Consider the following 20,347-nt stretch of genomic DNA (forward strand, 5'->3'; position numbering starts at 1 on the left):
GGAGGCAGACAAACGGATCAGCGCTTCGGCTTGACGAACAGCACCAGCACCGCGCCAGTCACCAGCAGCCCTGCAAGCATGTGCAGGCCGGCATCGGTGCTCTGCGTCGCATCCTTGATGAGCCCGATGAGAAATGGCGCGCTGAAGCCCGAGAGGTTGCCGAAGGAGTTGATGAGCGCAATGCCCGCGGCCGCCGCGGCACCGCCGAGAAAGGCCGTAGGCATGCCCCAGAAGACCGGGAAGGTCGACATGATGCCCATCGTGGCCAGCGTGAGGCCGGCCATCGCGAGCGTCGCATTGCCGTGGAAGGCCACGCTCAGCACCAGGCCGATGGCGCCGACGATGGCGGCCAGCGCGCTGTGCCAGCGGTACTCGAGCCGGCGGTCGGCGCTGCGGGCCGCGAAGTACATCGCGATCACGCCGAAGGTCCACGGAATGGCGCTGAGCAGGCCGATGTCGAGCGCGCCCTTCACGCCGATCGCCTTGATGATGCTCGGCAGCCAGAACGAGATGCCGTACAGCCCCGATGTGTACGCGAAGTACACCAGCGCCAGCAGCCACACGCGGCCGTTGCCCAGCACGCTGAGGATGCGCGGCTCGGCCTTGCCGGCGTCTTCGGCGGCGATGTCACGGGCGATGAGTTCGCGCTCGGCGGGCGTGAGCCACTGCACGTCCTTCACGCGGTCATCGAGGTAGCGCCACACGACCAGGCCCAGCGCCACGGTCGGCAGCCCCTGCAGCAGGAACAGCCACTGCCAGCCGGCCCATCCGTTGACGCCGCTCATGCCCTGCAGGATCCAGCCCGAGATCGGCCCGCCGAGGATGCCCGCGAACGGAATCGCCGCGAGGAACAGCGACGTGGCCTTGCCGCGCCGCGCGGCCGGATACCAGTAGGTGAGGTACAGGATGATGCCGGGGAAGAAGCCCGCCTCGGCCGCACCGAGCAGGAAGCGGATCACGTAGAACGACACCGGCGAACTCACGAACATGGTGGCCGCCGAGAGCAGGCCCCAGGTGATCATGATCCGCGCGATCCAGCGGCGCGCACCCACGCGGTGCAGCACGACGTTGCTCGGCACCTCGAACAGGAAATAGCCGATGAAGAAGATGCCCGCGCCCAGCCCGTAGACCGCGTCGCTGAACTGCAGGTCGCCCTGCATCTGCAGCTTGGCGAAGCCGACGTTCACGCGGTCGAGGTACGCCACGATGTAGCAAACGAATAGCAGCGGGATCAGCCGCCATCCGACCTTGCGGTAGACGGCGTCGGAGGTGCTGTCGAAGCGGCCGCTGTAGGGCGGCGTTGCGATGGTGCTGGTGCTCATGGGTGCGTCGCTTTCGTTCGTTCTGGCCCGGTTGCAGCCAATAGTCTCGTTCGCACCCCGCTGCGCCGGTGCGGGTTTCTACGCAAGATTCATATGGATTGAAGATCCGCGTATCTCCGAACGAGATGCGCACGCCGCCGGTTCGCCGAAGTGTTGTTTCATCAGGGCTAACCCTGCGGTCAGGGCCCTGTTCCTCCGCCCCGATGAATGTAATAATTTAGTTACAAAATTACCCATCAACTGGAAGAAGGCCTCCATGAATCACCGCACTCTTCGTCCTTCGCTTCGCACCGTCGCTCGCGCTACAGCGGGGTTGCTTCTGGCAGTTGGCGCCTCGGCGCATGCCTTCGTGATCGGTGTCAGCGAAGGCGTGAGCTACAACGTGTCCGACGCGCAGGTCAGCGCCCGCTTCGAGCCCATCGCCGAAGTGCTGTCCAAGGCGCTCAAGCAGCCGGTGACGGTCAAGGTGCTCAATTCGTACAACGGCGCGCGCGACGCGCTGAAGCAGCAGCAGGTCGACTTCGCCTTCGTGCACCCGTCGCACGTGGCGCTCGCCGCCATCAAGAGCGGGCAGTACAGCGCCTTCGCCTGGACCACCGGCTACACCGACTACAAGGTGTCGTTCCTGTGCAAGGAGCAGCAGCCGATCTCCGACTGGAAAAGCGTGGCGGGCAAGCAGCTGGTCATGCCCGATGCCGACTCGATCACCGCGGTGATCACCCGCGCGATGCTGCGCGAGCAGGGCCTGCAGGGGCCGACGGCGGTCAAGGTCACCAACACGCGCTTCCAGGAGGCCGTGCCCTTCTACGTGCAGAACGGCTTCGCGGCCTATGGCGCAACGGCAGCCTCCAGCGTGGTCAAGACCTGGAAGGACGGCGGGGGCAAGGTATGCGCGGAATCGCGCGCGGTGCCAATCAAGCAATGGCTCGCGTCGCGCAAGCTCGACGCGGCCACGGTGAGCGCGGCGCGCGATGCCCTGCTGAGCCTGGGGCAGACCGACGCAGGCAAGCGCGCGCTCGCGGCATCCAGCTATGTCGGCTTCGTCGCGCCTTCGGCCGACGTCGAGGCCTCGCTGATGAGCTGGCTGGGAATCTGAGGGCCAGGCAGAGGGTAAAGCCGCACGCGCACGCCATCTGCCCGGCGCGGGCAGAATCCGGCGCTTGCAGTTTCCTCCCTCTCAAGGACTCCCTCCATGACCGATCTCTCGAGCTTCCCCATCACGAAGAAATGGCCCGCGCAGCACCCTGACCGGCTGCAGCTGTACTCGCTGCCCACGCCCAACGGCGTGAAGGTGTCGATCATGCTGGAGGAGACCGGCCTGCCCTACGAGCCGCACCTCGTGAGCTTCGAGACCAGCGACCAGATGTCGCCGGAGTTCTTGTCGCTCAACCCGAACAACAAGATCCCGGCCATCATCGACCCCAACGGCCCCGGCGGCAAACCGCTGGCGCTGTTCGAATCGGGCGCCATCCTCATGTACCTCGCCGAGAAAACCGGCAAGTTCATTCCGCAGGACGCCGCCGGCCGCTACGAAACCCTGCAGTGGGTGATGTTCCAGATGGGCGGCATCGGCCCGATGTTCGGCCAGCTCGGCTTCTTCAACAAGTTCGCCGGCAAGGACTACGAAGACAAGCGCCCGCGCGACCGCTATGTGGGCGAATCGAAGCGCCTGCTCGGCGTGCTCGACAAGCACCTTGCAGACCGCGCATGGATCATGGGCGACAGCTACACCATCGCCGACATCGCCACCTTCCCGTGGATCCGCAACCTGATCGGCTTCTACGAGGCTGCGGATCTGGTGGGCTTCAAGGATTTCAAGAACGTGGCGCGCGCGCTCGAAGCCTTCGTGGCGCGCCCCGCCGTGGTGGCGGGGCTGGGCATTCCGAAGCGGGGCTGATCCGGTCAGTTCGCGATCAGTTCGCGGACAGGTCCATCAGCATGCGCGAGAGCAGATAAAGCCGCGGCACCACGCTCTCGACCTCCGCGTATTCCTCCGGCGTGTGGATGCCGCCACCCACGATGCCGAAGCCGTCGAGCACCGGCACGCCGACGCCCGCCACCAGGCTCGCGTCGGCCGCGCCGCCGCTGCTCTCGATGGTGAGCTTCTTGCCGATCTCGCCGTAGATGCCTTCGGCCATGCGCACCAGCTTGTCTGACGCGGGCAAGCGCGGCATCGGCGGCAGGCCGCGAATCAGGCGCACGCGCACTTCGGTCTCGGGAATGAGCTTGTTCTGCGAGATGCGGATCAGGTCTTTCTCGACACGATCGAACTCTTCAGGCGTGGCCGCGCGCACGTCGCCCTTGGCGCTGGCCGTCGCGGGAATCACGTTGGTCGGGCCGTTGGCCGTGAGCACCGTGAAGTTGACCGTGGTCTTCTTCGCCGCGTCTGCCGTCTTCGACAGCTGCAGCACCTGGTGCGCCACTTCCATCGCCGCGTTGCGGCCCGCCTCGGGCGCCACGCCCGCGTGAGCGGCCACGCCCTTCACCTCGATGAGCGCGGTGGCCGAGCCCTTGCGCTCGACCACGAGGCCGTCGGCCGGTCGGCCCGGCTCCAGGTTCAGCGCCACGTCATGTTGCTTGGCAATGCGCTCGATGAGCGCGCTGGTGCCGACGGAGCCGACCTCTTCGTTGGTGTCGAGCAGGAAGGTGATCTGCCCATAGTCCTTGAAGCCGATCTGCTTCAGGATCTTCAGCGCATACAGGCCGGCCACCACGCCGCCCTTGTCGTCCATCACGCCGGGGCCGTAGGCGCGGCCGTCCTTGATGTAGAAGGGCTTGGCTGCAGCCGTGCCTTCCTTGAAGACGGTGTCCATGTGCGCGAGGATCAGGATCTTCTTCTTGCCCTGGCCGGTCAGCGTCGCAACCACGTTGGTGCCGGGGTGCGGATCGGCCGGAAAGGTCTCGATGCGCGCGCCAAGCTTGCGCAGTTCGTCCACGGCTATCTCGCGGACCTTTTCCAGGCCCGCGGTGTCGGCCGAGCCCGAGTCGATGTTGACCATGCGCTCCAGCATCTTGACCGCCTCGTCCTTGCTTTGCGTAGCTGCGTCGAGCACGCCCTGATGCGGCTTCTGGGCCGCGGCGTTGCCGGCAAGCAGCATGGCGCACGCGAGCACGGCGCCGTGGCAGGCGGTGCGCGCCCAGCGGCGGGTTGGTGTGGATGCCGAAGGAACCGGGAAGAGATGGCGCGAATGAATCGTCATGTTGTGCGTTCTGTGCTTTCCGTGGAGGGACGGGGGAAGCGGCGGCAGGCTATCACCCGCTTCGAGAACGGGTCAAGCACGATGCGGGCCGCGGCACACCGCACCGGCACGCACCTCTAGCCGGGAAAGTCTTCGCCGCGCAATTCGATCGGCTGGCCATGCGGTGTGCGGTCGGCCGCGTGGTCCCAGGCGTGGCGATAGCGGGCCAGTTCGTCGTCGGAGCTGGCGCCCTTGCGGGCCACGAGGCCTTCGAGCGCGGCGAGCCAGTGGCGGTAGTAGGTCTCGCCGGTGTCGGGGTCGCCTGCGGCCTGTGCAGCGGCGATCTGCCCGGCCAGCGCCTCGGCCCATTCCGGCCAGGTGAATAGGCCGCGTTCATGCAGCGCCAGCGTCATCGCGAAGGCCTGCGCCTCCCACGGTGCATTGAACACGGGCCCATCGGCATCGCGCGGCATGCCGGGCGACAGGGGCATGTCGCTCACGACGTGGCCTCCAGATAGCTTTCCCACGCATCGACCGACACCGACAGGTTCTGGCGCGGCGCTTCGTCGCCCCAAAGCTCGGCTTCATCGAACTCCACCGTGTAGAGCCACTGCGGCTGCTCGCCGAGCCCCCGCGCATGACTGTCGGCGAACACATGTGCGCCATGTACGTGCACGATGGTGCCGCGCTTGCCCTGCACATAGCCCGGTAGCCGCGTGTGATGGTCGACCTTGCCGAGGTGGTGCATGCGCACCGGCTGGCCCATGGCGAAGCGCGCCGGGGCCGATGCCGGCCGCTCGGTCGGCGAGCCCTTGGCGAGAACGGCCGGCACATTGCCCACCTCCAGCACGCGGGCCACGGGCGTGGGCGCGTGGCGCATTTCTCCGCTCGTGAGCTCGTCGGGAAAGACCTGCCCGCGCTGCAGCATCAGTTGCTCCAGTGCACTGAGCCAGATCTGGTAGTAGCTCAGGTCGCGATAGTCCGGCAGCGTCTCACGCACGGCGCGGCTCGCATCGATGTTCCATGAACCGGTCGCGCCCATGGCCAGCACGAGCGCCAGGGCGCGTGGCTCCCAGGCCGCATGAAAGAGTTCGCCCTCGGACTCCGGCACCACCTTGCCGAAACCCGGCTGGCCGCCGAGGTCGGCTTTCGTGACGTAGCTCATGCGGCGCTCCCCTCGTCGGCAGGCACCTCGACCAGCCGCGTGCCGATCATCGAATCGCGCGAGACCAGCGCGGCGAGTTCGTCTTCGCCCAGGCTTTCGGTTCCGGCGGGGCGCTGCGGAATCACGAGGTAGCGCACCTCAGCGGTCGAGTCCCACACGCGGATGCGCGTGGCCTCGGGCAGCGTCGTGCCGAAATCGGCAAGCACGCCGCGCGGGTCTTTCACCACGCGCGAGCGGTACGGCGCGCTCTTGTACCAGGTGGGCGGCAGGCCCAGCACTGGCCACGGGTAGCAGCTGCACAGCGTGCAGACCACCATGTGGTGCAGCTCGTCTGTGTTCTCCACCGCCACCATGTGCTCGCCCTGCCGGCCCGTGTAGCCCAGCGAGGCGATCGCCGCCGTGGCGTCGGCCAACAGCCACTGCCGAAAGGCCGGATCGACCCAGGCCCGCGCCACCACGCGTGCGCCGTTGCGCGGGCCGACGCGGGTCTGGTAGGTGTCGATCAGCGCATCGAGTGCGGCGGGGTCGATGTAGCCTTTCTGGGTGAGCACGCTTTCGAGGGCGCGGACGCGCAGGTCCATCTCGCCGAGTTCGCTGTGTCCGTGGGAGTGGTCATGGCCGGTCATCGGCCAATGCTAGCGCCGCCCCGTAAAATTCCCAACATGACCTCGCCCACCCGCCCCGTCCGCTCCCAGTACGAAGATTTCATGCGCCATGTCGACACCCATGGTGTCTTCAAGAGCGACCGCACGGGTACCGGCACCAAGAGCGTGTTCGGCCACCAGATGCGCTTCGACCTGAACGAGGGCTTCCCGCTGGTCACCACGAAGAAGGTGCACCTGAAGTCCATCATCCAGGAACTGCTGTGGTTCCTGACCGGATCGAGCAACAACAACTGGCTCAAGGAGCGCGGCGTCACCATCTGGGACGAATGGGCGCGCGAAGACGGCGACCTGGGCCCGGTGTACGGCGTGCAATGGCGCAGCTGGCCCACGCCCGATGGCGGCCACATCGACCAGATTTCCGACGTCATCAAGACCCTCAAGACCAACCCTGATTCGCGCCGCATCATCGTGAGCGCATGGAACGTAGCCGAGCTGTCGAAGATGGCGCTGATGCCTTGCCATGCCTTCTTCCAGTTCTACGTGGCACCGCCGCAGGCCGAAGGCGAGCGCGGCAAGCTCAGCTGCCAGCTCTACCAGCGCAGCGCCGACATCTTCCTGGGCGTGCCCTTCAACATCGCAAGCTACGCGCTGCTCACGCACATGGTGGCGCAGCAGTGCGACCTCGACGTGGGCGACTTCATCTGGACCGGCGGCGACTGCCACATCTACAGCAACCACGCCGACCAGGTCGCGCTGCAACTGAGCCGCACGCCGTACCCGTACCCGACGCTGAACATCAAGCGCAAGCCGGCGTCGATCTTCGACTACCAGTACGAAGACTTCGAAGTGCTGGACTACCGGCACGGCGATCCGATCAAGGCGCCCGTGGCGGTGTGAAGCCCGACGCCCTTCCCGCCACGCCGGGGAGCACCGCGGCTGGAGCCACAGTCCCGCCTCGTCCATTCGCGGAGCGTGCCGGCCTCGTCGCAATGACCGTGGCCGCCGAGCTGACCTTCCTGGCAGCCTCGTTGCTGGGATGGGCGCCGATGATCATTCTCCAGGCGGTCTTTCTCGGACCGACCACAGCAGCAGTAGTTGGCTCGGCCCTCACCGTGTGGGTCTGGTGGATCTTCCAGCCGAATCTCGACATCTCCGGCATCGAATTGCCGCGCGAGAAAGCACCCGCGCTGTTCGAAGCACTCGACGGGCTGCGCCAGAAACTCGATGCGCCTCCCATCCACCGCGTCATGCTGTGCGAAGACCTCAACGCTGCGGCCCACCTGTCCGGCGGGCTGCTGTCGTTGGTCGGCGGCCAGCGCACACTCGTGCTCGGCGTGCCGCTCCTGAAGCTGCTGTCGAAGGACGAGGCGACCGCGGTCATTGCACACGAGCTGGGGCATTTCTCGCGCCATCACGGCCGCCTGGGGCACTGGATCTACAACGTCCGCGCCAAATGGGGTGTCTACCTCAACAGCGACGAAAAACAAGACTCTGGCCTCGATCGGCTGCGCCGGTGGATTGCCTCGGCCTTCCTGCCGCGCTTCATGCGCATGTCGGCGAGCCGCTCGCGCGTCTGCGAGTTCGAGGCCGATGAATTGGCGGTGCGAGCGACGGGCAGCAGCCACCTCGCACAGGCCCTCATCAAACTGGACATCGCCGGGAGCCTGATGCGCCACGGCCTGCGCCGCAAGCTCAACGAACTGCAGGCCGAATCGCCGCATGCACCGGCCGCCTTCTGGGACTTCGTTGCGGCCTTCGTGCGCGACACCGCCCCCGACAAACTGCAGGCCGCGCTGGAAGAGGCGCGCAGCCTGCCGCGGCGCGTGCACGACACCCATCCGAGCCTCGATGACCGCATCGAAGCCATAGGCGCGTCGCTGAATCTGCCCGACTGGACACCGGCAGACTGTGCCGGCCAACAACTGCTGGGGGCCGACTGGCCCACGCAACTCAATGCAGCGAATGCGCGATGGTGCGAGCAGAAGGCGCCGGCATGGCGCTTGCGTCATCTGCGACTGGGTGCACTGCAGGCACGTCGGCTCGCAGACGCGGCCGGTGACGATTCCGTCGAACTTGCGCACCTGCAGTCCGAAGACGAGATCAAGGCCTCCGACGACACGCTGCGAGCACTCGAACGCCACGCCCAGACGCATGCAGCCGACGCGCTGGCCCAGTACGGCCTCGGCCTCGCGCTGCTGAATCGCGCGCGGCCCGAAGGCATTGCGCAAGTGCGTTCGGCCATCAAGCTGGACAGGCGCCTTGCGGTGCCGGGCTACGAAGCCATCCTTTCGCATGTACATCTGCACGGCACCGAAGACGAGATCCACGAGTTCTCGAAGCGCCGGGACCTTGCGGTCGAGAAGCAGGGATTGCTGCGCAAAGGCTTCTGGCGCCACCTGATGGACGTGCCCCTCACGCCGCTGCAACCCTGGGCCGCACAGCTGCTGTCCGAGGTGCTGCGCGAGGAAAAAGCACTCGATGGCTGCTGGGTGGCGCGCACGCGCATGACCAGCGAGACCGGCGAAATCTATGACATCAACCTGCTGATCGCGCGCGTCCACCATGCGAAGCTGGAAGCGGACGACCTCGACGAGGATGCGCTCTCCGCCCGGTATGCGACGTACCTCGCGGCTCTCTGCCCTCCGAACGAACTGCTGCGGCTCTCCGTCTACTTCGACACAGAGCCCATCAACCCGCGCCTGCTGGCACGCTTCATGGGCGTACCGGGCTGCGAACTCCACAAGCCAACCGGTACCATCAACGCGAACGTGATCAAAATCGACTCGCTCTGAAGCTGATACCTTGCCTGCCATGAACATCAACATCATCTTCGCCCGCGCCGCCAACGGCGTGATCGGTGCGAACAACACGATCCCCTGGCACATCCCGGAGGACATGGCGCACTTCAAGCAGCAGACCGCGGGCGCGCCGGTGATCATGGGCCGCAAGACCTGGGACTCGCTGCCGCCGCGCTTCCGGCCGCTGCCGGGCCGACAGAACATCGTGGTGACACGGCAGGCCGATTGGCAGGCCGAAGGCGCACTCCGCGCCAGCAGCCTGCAAGAGGCGCTGTCGCTTTGCGAATCGACTTCATCGAAGCCCGAGGCCGTGTGGGTCATCGGAGGCGCGCAGATCTACGCCGAGGCCGAGCCGCTTGCGCAACGCGCGGTGGTGACCGAGGTTGCGCGCGACTACGAAGGCGATGCCTACGCTCCTGAACTCGACGCCGCCGCGTGGCGCGAGACACAACGCGAATCGCATGTCTCCGCCAAGGAAGGCCTGGGCTTCAGCTTCGTGACTTACGAGCGCGTCGCCCCCACGAAGAAATGAGCGACAACGCTCCGCACCGACTGCCCGTGCCGGACTTGCGGCGCCGGTCGCTGGTGGCGGGCGCAGCGCTGCTCGCAGGCCTTGCGCCACTGCAGGCGGTGCAGGCAGCAGAGCCGCTCGAGCCCGACGAAGAAGCGCTCTTCATGACCGGCACGGCGCGCCCCACCGTCGACGGCCGGCTCGAAGTCGATATCCACGCGTGGATCTTCGAGCGCGAGCATCGCTGGGGGCTCAACACTGCCCTCGCACGCTACCTCGGCCTGAGCCTGAAGAAGCTCTCGCCCGCCGCGCGCCTGCGCTTCAACCAGCGCACCGCGCTGTTCCATGCGGAGTCGGAAGAAGACAAGGTGATCGACGTCGACTTCGACGGCAGCCCCGCACGCGTGACGATGCCGCCATCGGGCAAGGACGGCCGCAGCAACCTGCGCATCGTGATCGACGCACCGCGCACGCCACTGCTGCCAACCTCGCCATCACCGCAGGAGTGGGTGCAGTTCCATGGCGTGACCGGCCCGGGTGAGCTGCTGCATCGCTTCAGGGGCCATGCGCTGGTCGTGCCCGCGCAGGGCGTGTCGGTCATCTCGGACATCGACGACACCATCAAGCGCACGCAGGTGCGCGACCGGCGCGAGATGCTGCTCAACACTTTCGCGCGCCGCTTCGAGGCCGCGCCACGCATGGCGGCCTGGTATCGCGCGCTGGCGAAGACGCCCGACACGCGCTTCCACTACCTTTCGGCGAGTCCGATCCAGCTCTACCCGGCGCTCTCGGATTTCATCCGCAACGCCGACTTTCCCGCGGGCAGCATGCATCTGCGCGAAAGCACCACGTGGCGCACGCTGATTCCCGGCGAGCAGGATTCGCGCGAGCACAAGCTCGGCGTGATCAACCGGCTGCTCACCGAATTTCCGCAGCGCCGCTTCGTGCTGGTGGGTGACTCTGGCGAAGCCGACCCCGAGATCTACGCGCAAACGTTTCACTCGCATCCGCAGCGCATCGACAGCATCGTGATCCGCGACGTGACGGGCGAAGGCCGCACCTCCGATCGCTATCGCGCGACCTTCGAGGGCATCGATCCGGTGCGATGGCACATCGTGATGCCGGACACCACGGCGTGGCCCGTGCAAGCGCTCAACTAGCCGCCGAGTTACCGGAAACAAACTGGCGCCTTCGTGGCGCCAGCAGCGCGAAAGGAACACTTCGGTACACCCGAGGAAAGGCATGCGCGGCGCAGGGTTTAGACAACGCTAATTGTTTGTGCGCACAATGCCGTAAACGCCCTCAACCAAAAGGAGACGGCTCATGTCCATGGAATTTCTACGGGTTATCGCCGAGCAGAAATTGCCATACGTTATTCACACGCCGGCTGACATCGACAGGCTGCGCGTGCTGCGTGCGGCAGAGTTGGTGACTGCATTCATTCCGCCTTCGGACCGCGCCCCCGATGCGCGCGCGATCCGCCAGTTGGCCCAGGTCGAATCGATCACCGCCAAGGGCAAGCTGGCACTCAACAAAGCCACTTCGGCATTCATCGAGCTCTAGCAAGGCGCCCTCGCGGCTTCGCACGAAGCCCGCGACGTTCGCGCCATTGACGCGGCCTCGCGCTGCGCTCACCCGGGTTCCCCGGGTCCTCCATTCCGGTTACACATCGCGCCATCCCGCGCACGCGGGAGCACGCGCGCGACAGCAACCGCCCCCGCCTTCCTGTCATTGAACTTTGGTCCGATGCGCCGGCGGGCGCATCTGCCCAGCAATCGGCCGCCTATTTGCGTGACAAAACCCTCATTTATGTAACTTTACAAAGCTCAGGCACTTGTTTTTGTTGAGGTTTGTCCAGCGCATGTGGGACCCCTCCCCAATTCTGGGGATTGTTAGCAAATATCTCGATTTGTATCTTCCGTCCGTCTTTGATGCATGCCGGGACTGCAACGGCAACGGACCGCGCACCGCCCCAACCAGGCGACGAGCGTCGAGAAATTTCAACGTGTGTTCTTGTCAATTCAACCTTTTCTGAGAGCGAAAAATGTCGAATAGCCTGCAAAACTGGGTAGGACGCAATCGTCCGCCGCGCGTCCAGATCACCTATGACGTGGAGATCGGCGACGCCGTCGAAAAGAAAGAGCTGCCGCTGGTCGTGGGCCTGCTGGCCGACCTGTCGGGCCAGCCCGCACAGCCGCTGCCGAAGCTCAAGGAGCGCCGCTTCGTCGAGATCGACCGCGACAACTTCGATGAAGTTCTCGGCAACATCACCCCCCGCCTCGACCTCTCGGTGCCCGACACCATGAAGGGCGAAGGCAACCTGAAGATCGAACTGAACTTCAAGGAGTTCAGCGACTTCCACCCCGAAGCCATCGTGGACCAAGTGCCCCGCCTGGCCAAGCTGCTCGAAGCCCGCCAGCAACTGCGCGACCTGCTCGCCAAGCTCGACGGCAACGACGAACTCGACGACCTGCTCGAGCGCGTGCTGCTGAACACCGAAGACCTGAAGACGGTCCAGAGCCAGGCCAGGGCCGAAGCCGGCAGCGCAGCAGCGCAAGCCGCCCCGGCCGCAGCCGCAGCCCCGCAAGCGGCTGCGGAAACCCAATCGTCCCCCGAAGCCGAAGCACCGGCAGCGTGATCAACCACGCCGGCCGCAGCCCTTCGGGCGCGACCCGGCAACTTTTGAATGGTGATAGAGATGGCCAACAAATCCAAAGCCGCTGAAGCCGGCAGCGCAGCAACCACCGTCACGACCAGTGACCTCGGTCTGCTCGACAAGATCGTCCTCGAAGGCAACATGACGACCGAGCCTTCGCAGGGTGCCTACGCGAAGAAGCTGATCGGTCAGCTGGCTTCGCAGATCCTCGACGAAGGCATGAAGACCAGCCCCGACAAGGGCGTGGTCACGCTGATCAACGAGCGCGTCGCCGAAATCGACCGCCTGCTGACCGACCAGCTCAACGCGATCCTGCACGCCCCCGAGTTCCAGGCCCTCGAAGCCTCCTGGCGCGGCCTGCACGACCTGGTGACCGGCACCGAGACCGGCAGCAACCTGAAGCTGCGCCTGCTCAACGTGAGCAAGAAGGACCTGCTGAAGGACCTGGAGACCGCCGTCGACCACGACACCAGCGTGCTCTTCAAGAAGATCTACGAAGAGGAATACGGCACCTACGGCGGCCATCCCTATTCGCTGCTGATCGGCGACTACTACTTCGGCCGCCACCCGCAGGACATCGCCCTGCTGGAGCGCATCTCCCGCGTGGCCGCCGCCGCGCACGCGCCTTTCATCGCAGCAGCCGCGCCCGCGCTGTTCGACTTCAAGTCGTTCACCGAACTCGGCATTCCGCGCGACCTGTCCAAGACCTTCGAGAGCGCCGAGCTCGCCTCGTGGCGCGGCTTCCGCGAATCGGAAGACTCGCGCTACGTCTCGCTGGTGCTGCCGAGCTACGCGGCTCGCCTGCCCTACGGTGCCAAGACCATTCCCGTCGAGAACTTCAACTACGAAGAAGACGTGGACGGCACCGACCACGGCAAGTACCTGTGGGCCAACGCGGCCTACCAGCTGGGCCTTCGCATCACGCAGGCTCACTCGCTGTACGGCTGGACCACGGCCATCCGCGGCGTCGAAGGCGGCGGCAAGGTCGACGGCATGGTGGCTCACGCCTACAAGACGGACGAAGGCGACATCGCCCTGAAGCCGCCGACGGAAGTGACCATCACCGACCGCCGCGAAAAGGAACTGAGCGACCTCGGCTTCATCGCCATCGTCAACTCCAAGGGCTCGAACACCGCGGCCTTCTTCGGCGGCCAGACCGTGAACAAGCCCAAGGTGTACGACAAGGATTCGGCCAACGCCAACGCGGCAGTCTCGGCTCGCCTGCCCTACATCCTGGCGGCCTCGCGTTTCGCGCATTACCTGAAGGTGATCGTGCGCGACAAGATCGGCAGCTTCCAGACGCAGGCCGACATGCAGAAGCACCTGAACAACTGGGTTGCCAACTACGTGCTGGTGAGCCCCTCGGCGCCGCAGGCCATGAAGGCCAAGTACCCGCTGAGCCAGGCCCGCGTGGACGTGACCGAAGTTCCGGGCAAGCCGGGCTCGTACCGCGCCATCGCCTTCCTGAAGCCGCACTTCCAGCTCGAGGAACTCTCGGCCTCGATCCGCCTGGTGGCCGACCTGCCGGCTGCCGCCGCCTGATCGCCCCTTCATTCATCTGCATCGACAGACGAACCAACAGATTTACTGAAAGAACATTCACATGCCTATCTATCTCAAGATCCCAGGTGTCACCGGCCAAACCCAGATCGAGGGCCACAAGGACGAATTGGAAGTCCAGAGCTTCCAGTTCGGCGCCGGCCTTGCCGTGACGGCGGGCACCTCCAACCAGGAACGCACCGCGGGCAAGCCCAGCTTCTCCGAAATCACCGTGACCCGCACCAGCGACTCGGCCACGCCCCAGCTGCTGCAGAAGCTCGCCGGTGGCGAGGTGTTCGCGGGCGACACCATCATCACCTTCCCGCGCGAAGACAAGAGCGGCCTGCTGCCCTTGATGGTCGTGACCCTGACCGACGTCATCCTCAGCGGCCTCTCCGTTTCCAGCGGCGGTGACCTGCCGCAGGAAAGCGTCTCCCTGAACTACGCGGCCATCAAGGTCGAGTACACGAAGCAGAAGGAAGAAGGCGGCCAGGAAGGCATCGCACCGTTCGGCTGGGATCTCTCGAAGAACGTCGCGGTCGCATGACGGCTCGACGCTGACACCCGGCGCCTACCGTGTCCGAACTCATCAAAGGGGGCGTCGCGCCCCTGTTCGACCGGCTGGCGTCGGCGCCGTCCGAGCACGCCCGCGGCGCTGCTCATCTCGAAACGATGGAGTCCTTGCAGGACTCCATCGGTCGTGAGCTGCGCCGTCTGTTCAACACGCGCTCGCCGCTGTCGGCTGCCGACTATGCGCAGGGCAGCGGCACGGTGCTGGAGTACGGCATTCCGGATTTCTCCGCGCTCAGCGCGCAGAACGCCGCCGACTTGCAGCAGCTGGCTGCCACGCTGCGCCAGGCGGTGCAGCGCTACGAGCCGCGCCTGACGGACGTGAGCGTGCAAGTGAGCGCCACGCCCAACCGGCATGAAGTTGCACTGGTGCGCATCGGCGCGCAGGCGCGGGCCGGGCTCGCGCTGCGCCACGTGGATTTCGAAATGCTGCTCGGCACGCCCGACAGCCTGATGAAGGTCGCCTGACGTGTCCGACATCCAGCACAGCGACCTGCTGCAGTACTACAAGCGCGAACTGTCCTACCTGCGAGGACAGGGGTCGGACTTCGCCCAGCGCTATCCCAAGGTCGCCTCGCGCCTCTCGCTGCACGGCGGCGAATCGCTCGACCCGCACACCGAACGACTGATCGAGTCGGTGGCCTTCCTGTCGGCGCGCGTGCATCGCGACCTCGACCAGGAATTTCCCGACGTCGCCTACGCGCTGCTCGACAACCTCTGCCCGTCGCTGGTGCAGCCGCTGCCCTCGATGTCGGTGGCGCAGTTCGGGCTCGATCCGGCGCAGGGCAAGGTCACGGCGGGCTTTCGCGTGCCGCGCCACACCATGCTGCATGCGAGGACGCAAGCCACTCAGTCGCAGGAGTGCCGCTTCCGCACCGCATGGGACACCGTGCTGTGGCCACTGCGCATCGCGCACGCCGCCATCGACGCCGACGCCGTGCTTCGGCTCAGGCTCGAATGCAATACCGAGGCCGACTTCTCCGAACTGGAGATCGACAGCCTGCGCATCCACCTGCAAGGCGACTGGATGACCACGATGCCGCTGTACGACGCGCTGGTGTCGGGCGTGAAGTCGGTACGCATCACCCCCGAAGGCGGCGCGCTGCAGATGCTGCCGGCCGACGCATGGCGCGAGGTCGGCTTTGCCGAAGGCGAAGAAGTGCTGCCGCAGCCCGCCAACGCACAGCCCGCCTATGGCCTGCTGCAGGAGTACTTCGCGTTTCCGCGCAAGTTCCATTTCTTCGACCTGCATCACCTGCGCTCGCGCCTGGGCCGCGGACGCAGCTGCGAGCTGGTGTTCCAGCTCGATCGCACCACCAGGGTACTGCGGCACATCGACGCCGACAACTTCCAGCTCGGCTGCACGCCCATCGTCAACCTGTTCCCGCGCGTGAGCGAGCCGCTGGTGATGGACCAGCGCCACTACGAATACATGCTGGTGCCCGACCGCCAGCGCGACGCCACCACCGAAGTGCATTCGATCGTCTCGGTGATCGCCTCCGACCCGGACGCCGACAAGCCCGTCGACGTGCCGGGCTTCGCCGCACTGGGCCACGTGGATGGCGCACAGGGCGCGCAGGGTGGCGCGGTGTTCTGGGCCGCGCGGCGCGAGCCCTGCCTGCGCCAGAACATTCCCGGCACCGACGTGTTCCTGTCCTTCGTCGACCAGGGCAAGACGCACAGCCGGCCCGCGCAACCGGTGGTCTACGCGCACCTGCTGTGCACCAACCGGCGGCTGGCCGAGCAGGTGCCTGTGGGCGCGCGCCTGGTGGCCGAAGGCCCGTCGCAGCCCACGCAAGTGCGCTGCCTGTACGAGCCCACCGCGCAGCGCGATCCACCGCTGGGCAGCGAGACGCTGTGGCGGCTGGTGTCGCTGCTCACGCTCAACCACCAGTCGCTGGTGGACGGCTCCACCGGCCGCGAGCAACTGCGCGAGATGCTGCTGCTGTTCGCTTCCGACAGCCGGCGCGACCATGCGCAGATCCGCGGCATCGCCGGGCTCTCGGCGCGGGGCGTCACCGCCCACGTGGGCACCGAAGCCTGGCGCGGCTACTGCCGCGGCACGCAGGTCACGCTCGAATTCGAGGACGACGCCTTCGTCGGCGGCTCGCCTCTCATGATGTCGGCCGTTCTCGCGCGCTTCTTCGCGATGTACACCTCGGTGAACTCCTTCGTTCGCCTCGTGGTGCGCAACGGCGAAGAGGTCAGAAAACAGTGGGCCCCGATGACGGGCCGGCAGGTGGTTCTGTGATCGAACAACTCACCGCCCGCCCGCAGGACTTCAACCTGTTCCAGGCCATCAGCCTGCTCGAGCGCGCCGCGCCCGAGGCGGTGCCTGTGGGCCGTTCGCAAGGCCCGCGCGAACGAGAGGCCGTGCGGCTGCATGCCTTCGTCACGCTGGCGTTCGAGGCCAGCGACGTGCGCGAAGTCGGCACCGATGCATCGACCGGCGAGCCCTTCGAGCTCACCACGCCCGCCCTTTCGCTGGGCGGCAGCGGCGGCCCGCTGCCGATGCCCTTCACCGAGATGCTGCTGGAGCGCCGGCAGCAGCGCGACCACGCGACGGGGGACTTCCTCGACATCTTCAACCACCGCTTTCTGGCCTTCCTGTACCGCAGCCGCCGCAAGCACCACGTGGCGCTCAACCCGCAGTCGCCTTCGAGCTCCACGCTGGCGTCCACGCTCGATGCAGCCAGCGCACTGGGCTTGCGCGCCGGCGTGCGCGCACCCGACGGCTCCGCCCTGTGGCTGCGCCATGCCGGCCTGCTCGGCGGCGCGCCGCGCGGCATGACCGCGTTGCTGGCTTTGCTGCGCGACCGGCTCGGCGTGCAGGTGCACGGCACGCAGTTCCGCGGCCGCTGGCTCGCACTGGAACCCGATGCCTCGGCGCGGCTGGACATGCGCACGCCGCTGGGCGGCGGCGCCGTGCTCGGCAAGCGCGTGTGGGACCAGGGCGCCGGCATCCGCCTCACCTTCAGCAACCTGAGCCAGCAGCGCCTGCGCGCCCTGCTGCCGCGCGGCGCAGACCATGCGCTCGCCAAATGGCTGGTGCGCCGCTTCATCCCGCAAGACCTGAAGGTCGAGATGGAGCTGAGCCTCGCTCCCACCGAATTGCGCAGCAGCGTGCTCGGCGCCGCGAACCCGATGCGACTGGGCTGGACTTCATGGGTCGCGGGCCCGACCTTCCGCGGCGCACTGCCGCCCGTTCATCACACCTTGACCAGCGACGGCGGCGACGCGCCCGGCGCCTGACCCGAACACGCCTTATGGACATCGACATCCGCACCCTGCTCGGCCGGCTCAACCCGGAATGCAAGCGCGCCATGGAACAGGCCGCCGAGCTGTGCGTGCAGCAGACGCACTACAACGTCGACCTCGAACACCTGCTGCTGAAGCTGGTGGACAACGACGCCCCCGACCTGCGGCTGGTGTTCGGCCGCTTCGGCCTGCGCCCCGACACCGTGCAGGCCCAGCTGCAGAAGTCGCTCGACACCTTCAAGCGCGGCAACGGCCGCACGCCGAGCCTGACACCCGACTTCGCGCCGCTGTTCCAGGAAGCGTGGCTCATGAGCTCGATGCTGCTGGGCCAGCAGCACATCCGCTCGGGCACGCTGATGCTGGCGCTGCTCGATGTGGACCGCCTGCGCGGCCGCCTGGTCGATGCCGCGCCCGCGCTGCTGCAGATTCCGCGCGGCACGCTGCGCGACGAACTCGCCGGCCTGCTGCAGTCCTCGCCCGAGGATGCGGCCGCCTCGGCACTGTCCGCCGCGCCGATAGCCTCGGCGCCTGCCGCGAACCAGTCGGCTGCGCCATCGGTGCCAGACGTCGGTGCGCCGCCGCTGCAGATGCCCACGGCACGCCGCAACAACTCGGCCACGCCTTCGCTCGACCAGTACACGGTCGACATGACGCAGCTCGCGCGCGACGGCGCGATCGACCCCATCCGCGGTCGCGACGGTGAGATCCGCCAGATCATCGACGTGCTGCTGCGCCGCCGCCAGAACAACCCCATCCTCACCGGCGAGGCCGGTGTCGGCAAGACGGCCGTGGTCGAAGGCTTCGCGCAACGCGTGGTGCAGGGCGACGTGCCGCCCGCGCTGCGCCAGGTGTCGGTGCGCTCGCTCGACCTGGCACTGTTGCAGGCGGGCGCCGGCGTGAAGGGCGAGTTCGAGAACCGGCTCAAGTCGGTCATTGCCGAGGTCAAGGCCTCGCCCACGCCGGTGATTTTGTTCATCGACGAGGCGCACCAGCTCATCGGCGCGGGCGGCGCCGAGGGCCAGGGCGACGCGGCCAACCTGCTCAAGCCTGCGCTGGCGCGCGGCGAGCTGCGCACCATCGCGGCCACCACCTGGGCCGAGTACAAGAAATACGTCGAGCGCGACCCTGCACTGGCACGGCGCTTCCAGGTCGTGAAGGTCGAGGAGCCGAGCGAAGAAGTCGCCATCGACATGCTGCGCGGCATGGTCGAGACGCTGGAGAAGCACCACGGCGTGGAGATCGTCGACGACGCCGTGCGCGAGGCCGTCAAGCTCTCGCACCGCTACATCACCGGCCGCCAGCTGCCCGACAAGGCCATCAGCGTGCTCGACACCGCCTGCGCGCGCGTGGCCATCGGGCAGAACGGGCTGCCTGCCGAGCTCGAATCGGCCGCGCGCGACATCTCCACGGGCGAGAGCGAACTGCGCGTGCTGCGCCACGAGGCCGCCACCGGTGGCGACCACCAGGACGCCATCGCCGCGCTCACCTCGCGGCTCGACGTGCTGCGCCAGAAGCACAAGCGCCTGTCCGACAAGGTCGACGAAGAGAAGCACGCGGTGATGGAAATCGTCGCGCTGCGCCGCAAGATTTCTGACAGCCTGCGCGACAACGCACCGCCGCCCGACGAGGAGAACGACCCCGCGCTGCTCACCGCCGCGTTGCGCCGCCTCGAGAAAGGCCTGGAGGCGCTGCAGAGCGACGAGCCCATGGTGCCCGTGTGCGTCGATGGCGTGATGGTGGCCGAAGTCATCTCCGGCTGGACCGGCATCCCGGTCGGCAAGATGATGACCGACGAGTTGCACACGGTGCTCAACCTGAAGGAGAAGCTCGCCGAGCGCGTGGTCGGGCAAGACGACGCGCTCGACGCCATCGCGCGGCGCGTGCGCACCTTCCGCGCCGACCTCGACGACCCCGGCAAGCCCGTGGGCGTGTTCATGCTGGTGGGCCCCAGCGGCGTGGGCAAGACCGAGACGGCCTTCGCGCTGGCCGACCTGCTGTACGGCGGCGAGCGCAACGTCATCACCGTGAACATGTCGGAGTTCCAGGAGGCCCACACCGTCTCCAGCCTCAAGGGCGCGCCGCCCGGCTACGTGGGCTACGGGCGCGGCGGCGTGCTGACCGAGGCCGTGCGCCGCCGCCCCTACAGCGTGGTGCTGCTCGACGAAATGGAGAAGGCCCACCCCGACGTGCTGGAGCTGTTCTTCCAGGTGTTCGACAAGGGCACGATGGAAGACGGCGAAGGCGTGCAGATCGACTTCAAGAACACGCTGATCCTGCTCACCTCCAACGCTGCGCAAGACGTGATCACGCAGGCCTCGCAGGGCGGCCGCAGGCCCGACCCCGAGGAGCTTGTGGAGCGGCTGCGCCCCGAATTGCTCAAGCAGTTCAGCCCCGCCTTCCTGGGTCGGCTGGCGCTGGTGCCTTATCACCACCTGGGCGACGAGCAGATCCGCTCGATCGTGAACCTCAAGCTCGGCAAGCTGGCGCGGCGCTTCGCGCTGAACCACCACGCGACCTTCACGTGGGACGTGCAGGTGGAAGACGCCATTACCGCGCGCTGCACCGAGGTGGACAGCGGCGCTCGCAACATCGACCACATCCTGGCCCACGCGGTGCTTCCCGAGCTCTCGCGCCAGGTGCTGGAGCGCATCTCGATGGCCGCCGCGTTCACCGCGGTGCACATGGGCATGGACGGCGACGGTGCGTTCGCCTTCAGCTTCGAACCGGCAACGCTGAGCTGATAG

The 20,347-nt window shown here is 66.8% G+C and carries 19 protein-coding genes; 14 read left to right on the forward strand and 5 right to left on the reverse strand.

Annotation, left to right across the window (positions count from 1 at the left end; genetic code table 11):
• Nucleotides 1-17: 17 nt before the first annotated feature.
• Complete coding sequence (locus ACZYSP_RS25065; protein ID WP_489017222.1) at nt 18-1,322, reverse strand: MFS transporter; 1,305 nt, start codon at nt 1,320-1,322, stop codon at nt 18-20.
• Nucleotides 1,323-1,578: 256 nt separating this feature from the next.
• On the opposite strand from ACZYSP_RS25065, the gene ACZYSP_RS25070 reads away from it, so the two are divergent.
• Nucleotides 1,579-2,418, forward strand: coding sequence for a phosphate/phosphite/phosphonate ABC transporter substrate-binding protein (locus ACZYSP_RS25070; protein ID WP_489017224.1), 840 nt, complete (start codon nt 1,579-1,581; stop codon nt 2,416-2,418).
• Between the two features lie 96 nt (nt 2,419-2,514).
• Nucleotides 2,515-3,219, forward strand: coding sequence for a glutathione S-transferase N-terminal domain-containing protein (locus tag ACZYSP_RS25075; RefSeq protein WP_258350443.1), 705 nt, complete (start codon nt 2,515-2,517; stop codon nt 3,217-3,219).
• A gap of 16 nt (nt 3,220-3,235) precedes the next feature.
• Here ACZYSP_RS25075 and ACZYSP_RS25080 read toward each other — a convergent pair whose 3' ends face one another.
• The 4 genes from ACZYSP_RS25080 to nthA all read right to left on the reverse strand — a co-directional run bounded on the left by ACZYSP_RS25080 (nt 3,236) and on the right by nthA (nt 6,292).
• Nucleotides 3,236-4,522, reverse strand: a complete 1,287-nt coding sequence (locus ACZYSP_RS25080; RefSeq protein WP_489017226.1) for a M20/M25/M40 family metallo-hydrolase — start codon at nt 4,520-4,522, stop codon at nt 3,236-3,238.
• Between the two features lie 116 nt (nt 4,523-4,638).
• Nucleotides 4,639-4,992, reverse strand: a complete 354-nt coding sequence (locus tag ACZYSP_RS25085; RefSeq protein ID WP_093058322.1) for a nitrile hydratase accessory protein — start codon at nt 4,990-4,992, stop codon at nt 4,639-4,641.
• A 5-nt stretch (nt 4,993-4,997) separates the two neighbouring features.
• A complete protein-coding gene (nthB, locus tag ACZYSP_RS25090; RefSeq protein WP_489017228.1) occupies nt 4,998-5,666 on the reverse strand; it encodes a nitrile hydratase subunit beta in 669 nt (222 codons plus the stop codon).
• Nucleotides 5,663-6,292 carry a nitrile hydratase subunit alpha gene (gene nthA / locus ACZYSP_RS25095; RefSeq protein ID WP_354337642.1) on the reverse strand — a complete coding sequence of 210 codons (630 nt, stop codon included), beginning with the start codon at nt 6,290-6,292 and terminating at the stop codon, nt 5,663-5,665. Before nthA ends, nthB begins: the two co-directional genes overlap by 4 nt.
• Before the next feature lie 36 nt (nt 6,293-6,328).
• On the opposite strand from nthA, the gene ACZYSP_RS25100 reads away from it, so the two are divergent.
• From ACZYSP_RS25100 to tssH, 12 genes are all read left to right on the forward strand, one after another.
• Nucleotides 6,329-7,168 (forward strand): thymidylate synthase, encoded by an 840-nt coding sequence (locus ACZYSP_RS25100; RefSeq protein WP_093058222.1) that lies wholly within the window; start codon nt 6,329-6,331, stop codon nt 7,166-7,168.
• Between the two features lie 92 nt (nt 7,169-7,260).
• Nucleotides 7,261-9,063, forward strand: a complete 1,803-nt coding sequence (locus tag ACZYSP_RS25105; RefSeq protein ID WP_093058221.1) for a M48 family metallopeptidase — start codon at nt 7,261-7,263, stop codon at nt 9,061-9,063.
• A gap of 19 nt (nt 9,064-9,082) precedes the next feature.
• Entirely contained in the window at nt 9,083-9,601 is a 519-nt protein-coding gene (locus ACZYSP_RS25110) for a dihydrofolate reductase (RefSeq protein WP_093058220.1), read from the forward strand.
• Nucleotides 9,598-10,740 carry a phosphatidate phosphatase App1 family protein gene (locus ACZYSP_RS25115; protein WP_489017231.1) on the forward strand — a complete coding sequence of 381 codons (1,143 nt, stop codon included), beginning with the start codon at nt 9,598-9,600 and terminating at the stop codon, nt 10,738-10,740. The genes ACZYSP_RS25110 and ACZYSP_RS25115 overlap by 4 nt, the downstream gene beginning before the upstream one ends.
• Nucleotides 10,741-10,903: 163 nt before the next feature.
• Nucleotides 10,904-11,143 (forward strand): hypothetical protein, encoded by a 240-nt coding sequence (locus ACZYSP_RS25120; RefSeq protein ID WP_007829428.1) that lies wholly within the window; start codon nt 10,904-10,906, stop codon nt 11,141-11,143.
• A 481-nt stretch (nt 11,144-11,624) separates the two neighbouring features.
• On the forward strand, nt 11,625-12,218 hold the full coding sequence (gene tssB / locus ACZYSP_RS25125) for a type VI secretion system contractile sheath small subunit (protein ID WP_093058218.1): 594 nt from the start codon (nt 11,625-11,627) through the stop codon (nt 12,216-12,218).
• Between the two features lie 60 nt (nt 12,219-12,278).
• Nucleotides 12,279-13,778, forward strand: coding sequence for a type VI secretion system contractile sheath large subunit (tssC, locus tag ACZYSP_RS25130; protein WP_093058321.1), 1,500 nt, complete (start codon nt 12,279-12,281; stop codon nt 13,776-13,778).
• A gap of 61 nt (nt 13,779-13,839) precedes the next feature.
• Complete coding sequence (locus ACZYSP_RS25135; RefSeq protein ID WP_093058217.1) at nt 13,840-14,322, forward strand: Hcp family type VI secretion system effector; 483 nt, start codon at nt 13,840-13,842, stop codon at nt 14,320-14,322.
• A 29-nt stretch (nt 14,323-14,351) separates the two neighbouring features.
• Nucleotides 14,352-14,813, forward strand: a complete 462-nt coding sequence (tssE, locus tag ACZYSP_RS25140) for a type VI secretion system baseplate subunit TssE (RefSeq protein ID WP_093078879.1) — start codon at nt 14,352-14,354, stop codon at nt 14,811-14,813.
• Nucleotide 14,814: 1 nt separating this feature from the next.
• Nucleotides 14,815-16,596 (forward strand): type VI secretion system baseplate subunit TssF, encoded by a 1,782-nt coding sequence (gene tssF / locus ACZYSP_RS25145; protein ID WP_489017235.1) that lies wholly within the window; start codon nt 14,815-14,817, stop codon nt 16,594-16,596.
• Nucleotides 16,593-17,597, forward strand: coding sequence for a type VI secretion system baseplate subunit TssG (gene tssG / locus ACZYSP_RS25150; protein ID WP_256329589.1), 1,005 nt, complete (start codon nt 16,593-16,595; stop codon nt 17,595-17,597). Before tssF ends, tssG begins: the two co-directional genes overlap by 4 nt.
• Nucleotides 17,598-17,611: 14 nt before the next feature.
• Nucleotides 17,612-20,344, forward strand: a complete 2,733-nt coding sequence (gene tssH, locus ACZYSP_RS25155; protein ID WP_097199648.1) for a type VI secretion system ATPase TssH — start codon at nt 17,612-17,614, stop codon at nt 20,342-20,344.
• The last annotated feature ends 3 nt before the right edge of the window (nt 20,345-20,347 follow it).

Source organism: Variovorax sp. F042 (assembly GCF_057814215.1).

What these genes read in the sequence shown, in the direction of transcription:
- ACZYSP_RS25070 (WP_489017224.1), top strand. Translation starts at nt 1,579, where the DNA reads ATGAATCACCGCACTCTTCGTCCTTCGCTTCGCACCGTCGCTCGCGCT.
- ACZYSP_RS25075 (WP_258350443.1), top strand. Translation starts at nt 2,515, where the DNA reads ATGACCGATCTCTCGAGCTTCCCCATCACGAAGAAATGGCCCGCGCAG.
- ACZYSP_RS25115 (WP_489017231.1), top strand. Translation starts at nt 9,598, where the DNA reads ATGAGCGACAACGCTCCGCACCGACTGCCCGTGCCGGACTTGCGGCGC.
- ACZYSP_RS25085 (WP_093058322.1), bottom strand. Translation starts at nt 4,992, where the DNA reads ATGCCCCTGTCGCCCGGCATGCCGCGCGATGCCGATGGGCCCGTGTTC.
- ACZYSP_RS25100 (WP_093058222.1), top strand. Translation starts at nt 6,329, where the DNA reads ATGACCTCGCCCACCCGCCCCGTCCGCTCCCAGTACGAAGATTTCATG.
- tssB (WP_093058218.1), top strand. Translation starts at nt 11,625, where the DNA reads ATGTCGAATAGCCTGCAAAACTGGGTAGGACGCAATCGTCCGCCGCGC.
- nthA (WP_354337642.1), bottom strand. Translation starts at nt 6,292, where the DNA reads ATGACCGGCCATGACCACTCCCACGGACACAGCGAACTCGGCGAGATG.
- ACZYSP_RS25105 (WP_093058221.1), top strand. Translation starts at nt 7,261, where the DNA reads ATGACCGTGGCCGCCGAGCTGACCTTCCTGGCAGCCTCGTTGCTGGGA.
- tssC (WP_093058321.1), top strand. Translation starts at nt 12,279, where the DNA reads ATGGCCAACAAATCCAAAGCCGCTGAAGCCGGCAGCGCAGCAACCACC.
- nthB (WP_489017228.1), bottom strand. Translation starts at nt 5,666, where the DNA reads ATGAGCTACGTCACGAAAGCCGACCTCGGCGGCCAGCCGGGTTTCGGC.
- ACZYSP_RS25135 (WP_093058217.1), top strand. Translation starts at nt 13,840, where the DNA reads ATGCCTATCTATCTCAAGATCCCAGGTGTCACCGGCCAAACCCAGATC.
- ACZYSP_RS25120 (WP_007829428.1), top strand. Translation starts at nt 10,904, where the DNA reads ATGTCCATGGAATTTCTACGGGTTATCGCCGAGCAGAAATTGCCATAC.
- ACZYSP_RS25110 (WP_093058220.1), top strand. Translation starts at nt 9,083, where the DNA reads ATGAACATCAACATCATCTTCGCCCGCGCCGCCAACGGCGTGATCGGT.
- ACZYSP_RS25065 (WP_489017222.1), bottom strand. Translation starts at nt 1,322, where the DNA reads ATGAGCACCAGCACCATCGCAACGCCGCCCTACAGCGGCCGCTTCGAC.
- ACZYSP_RS25080 (WP_489017226.1), bottom strand. Translation starts at nt 4,522, where the DNA reads ATGACGATTCATTCGCGCCATCTCTTCCCGGTTCCTTCGGCATCCACA.
- tssH (WP_097199648.1), top strand. Translation starts at nt 17,612, where the DNA reads ATGGACATCGACATCCGCACCCTGCTCGGCCGGCTCAACCCGGAATGC.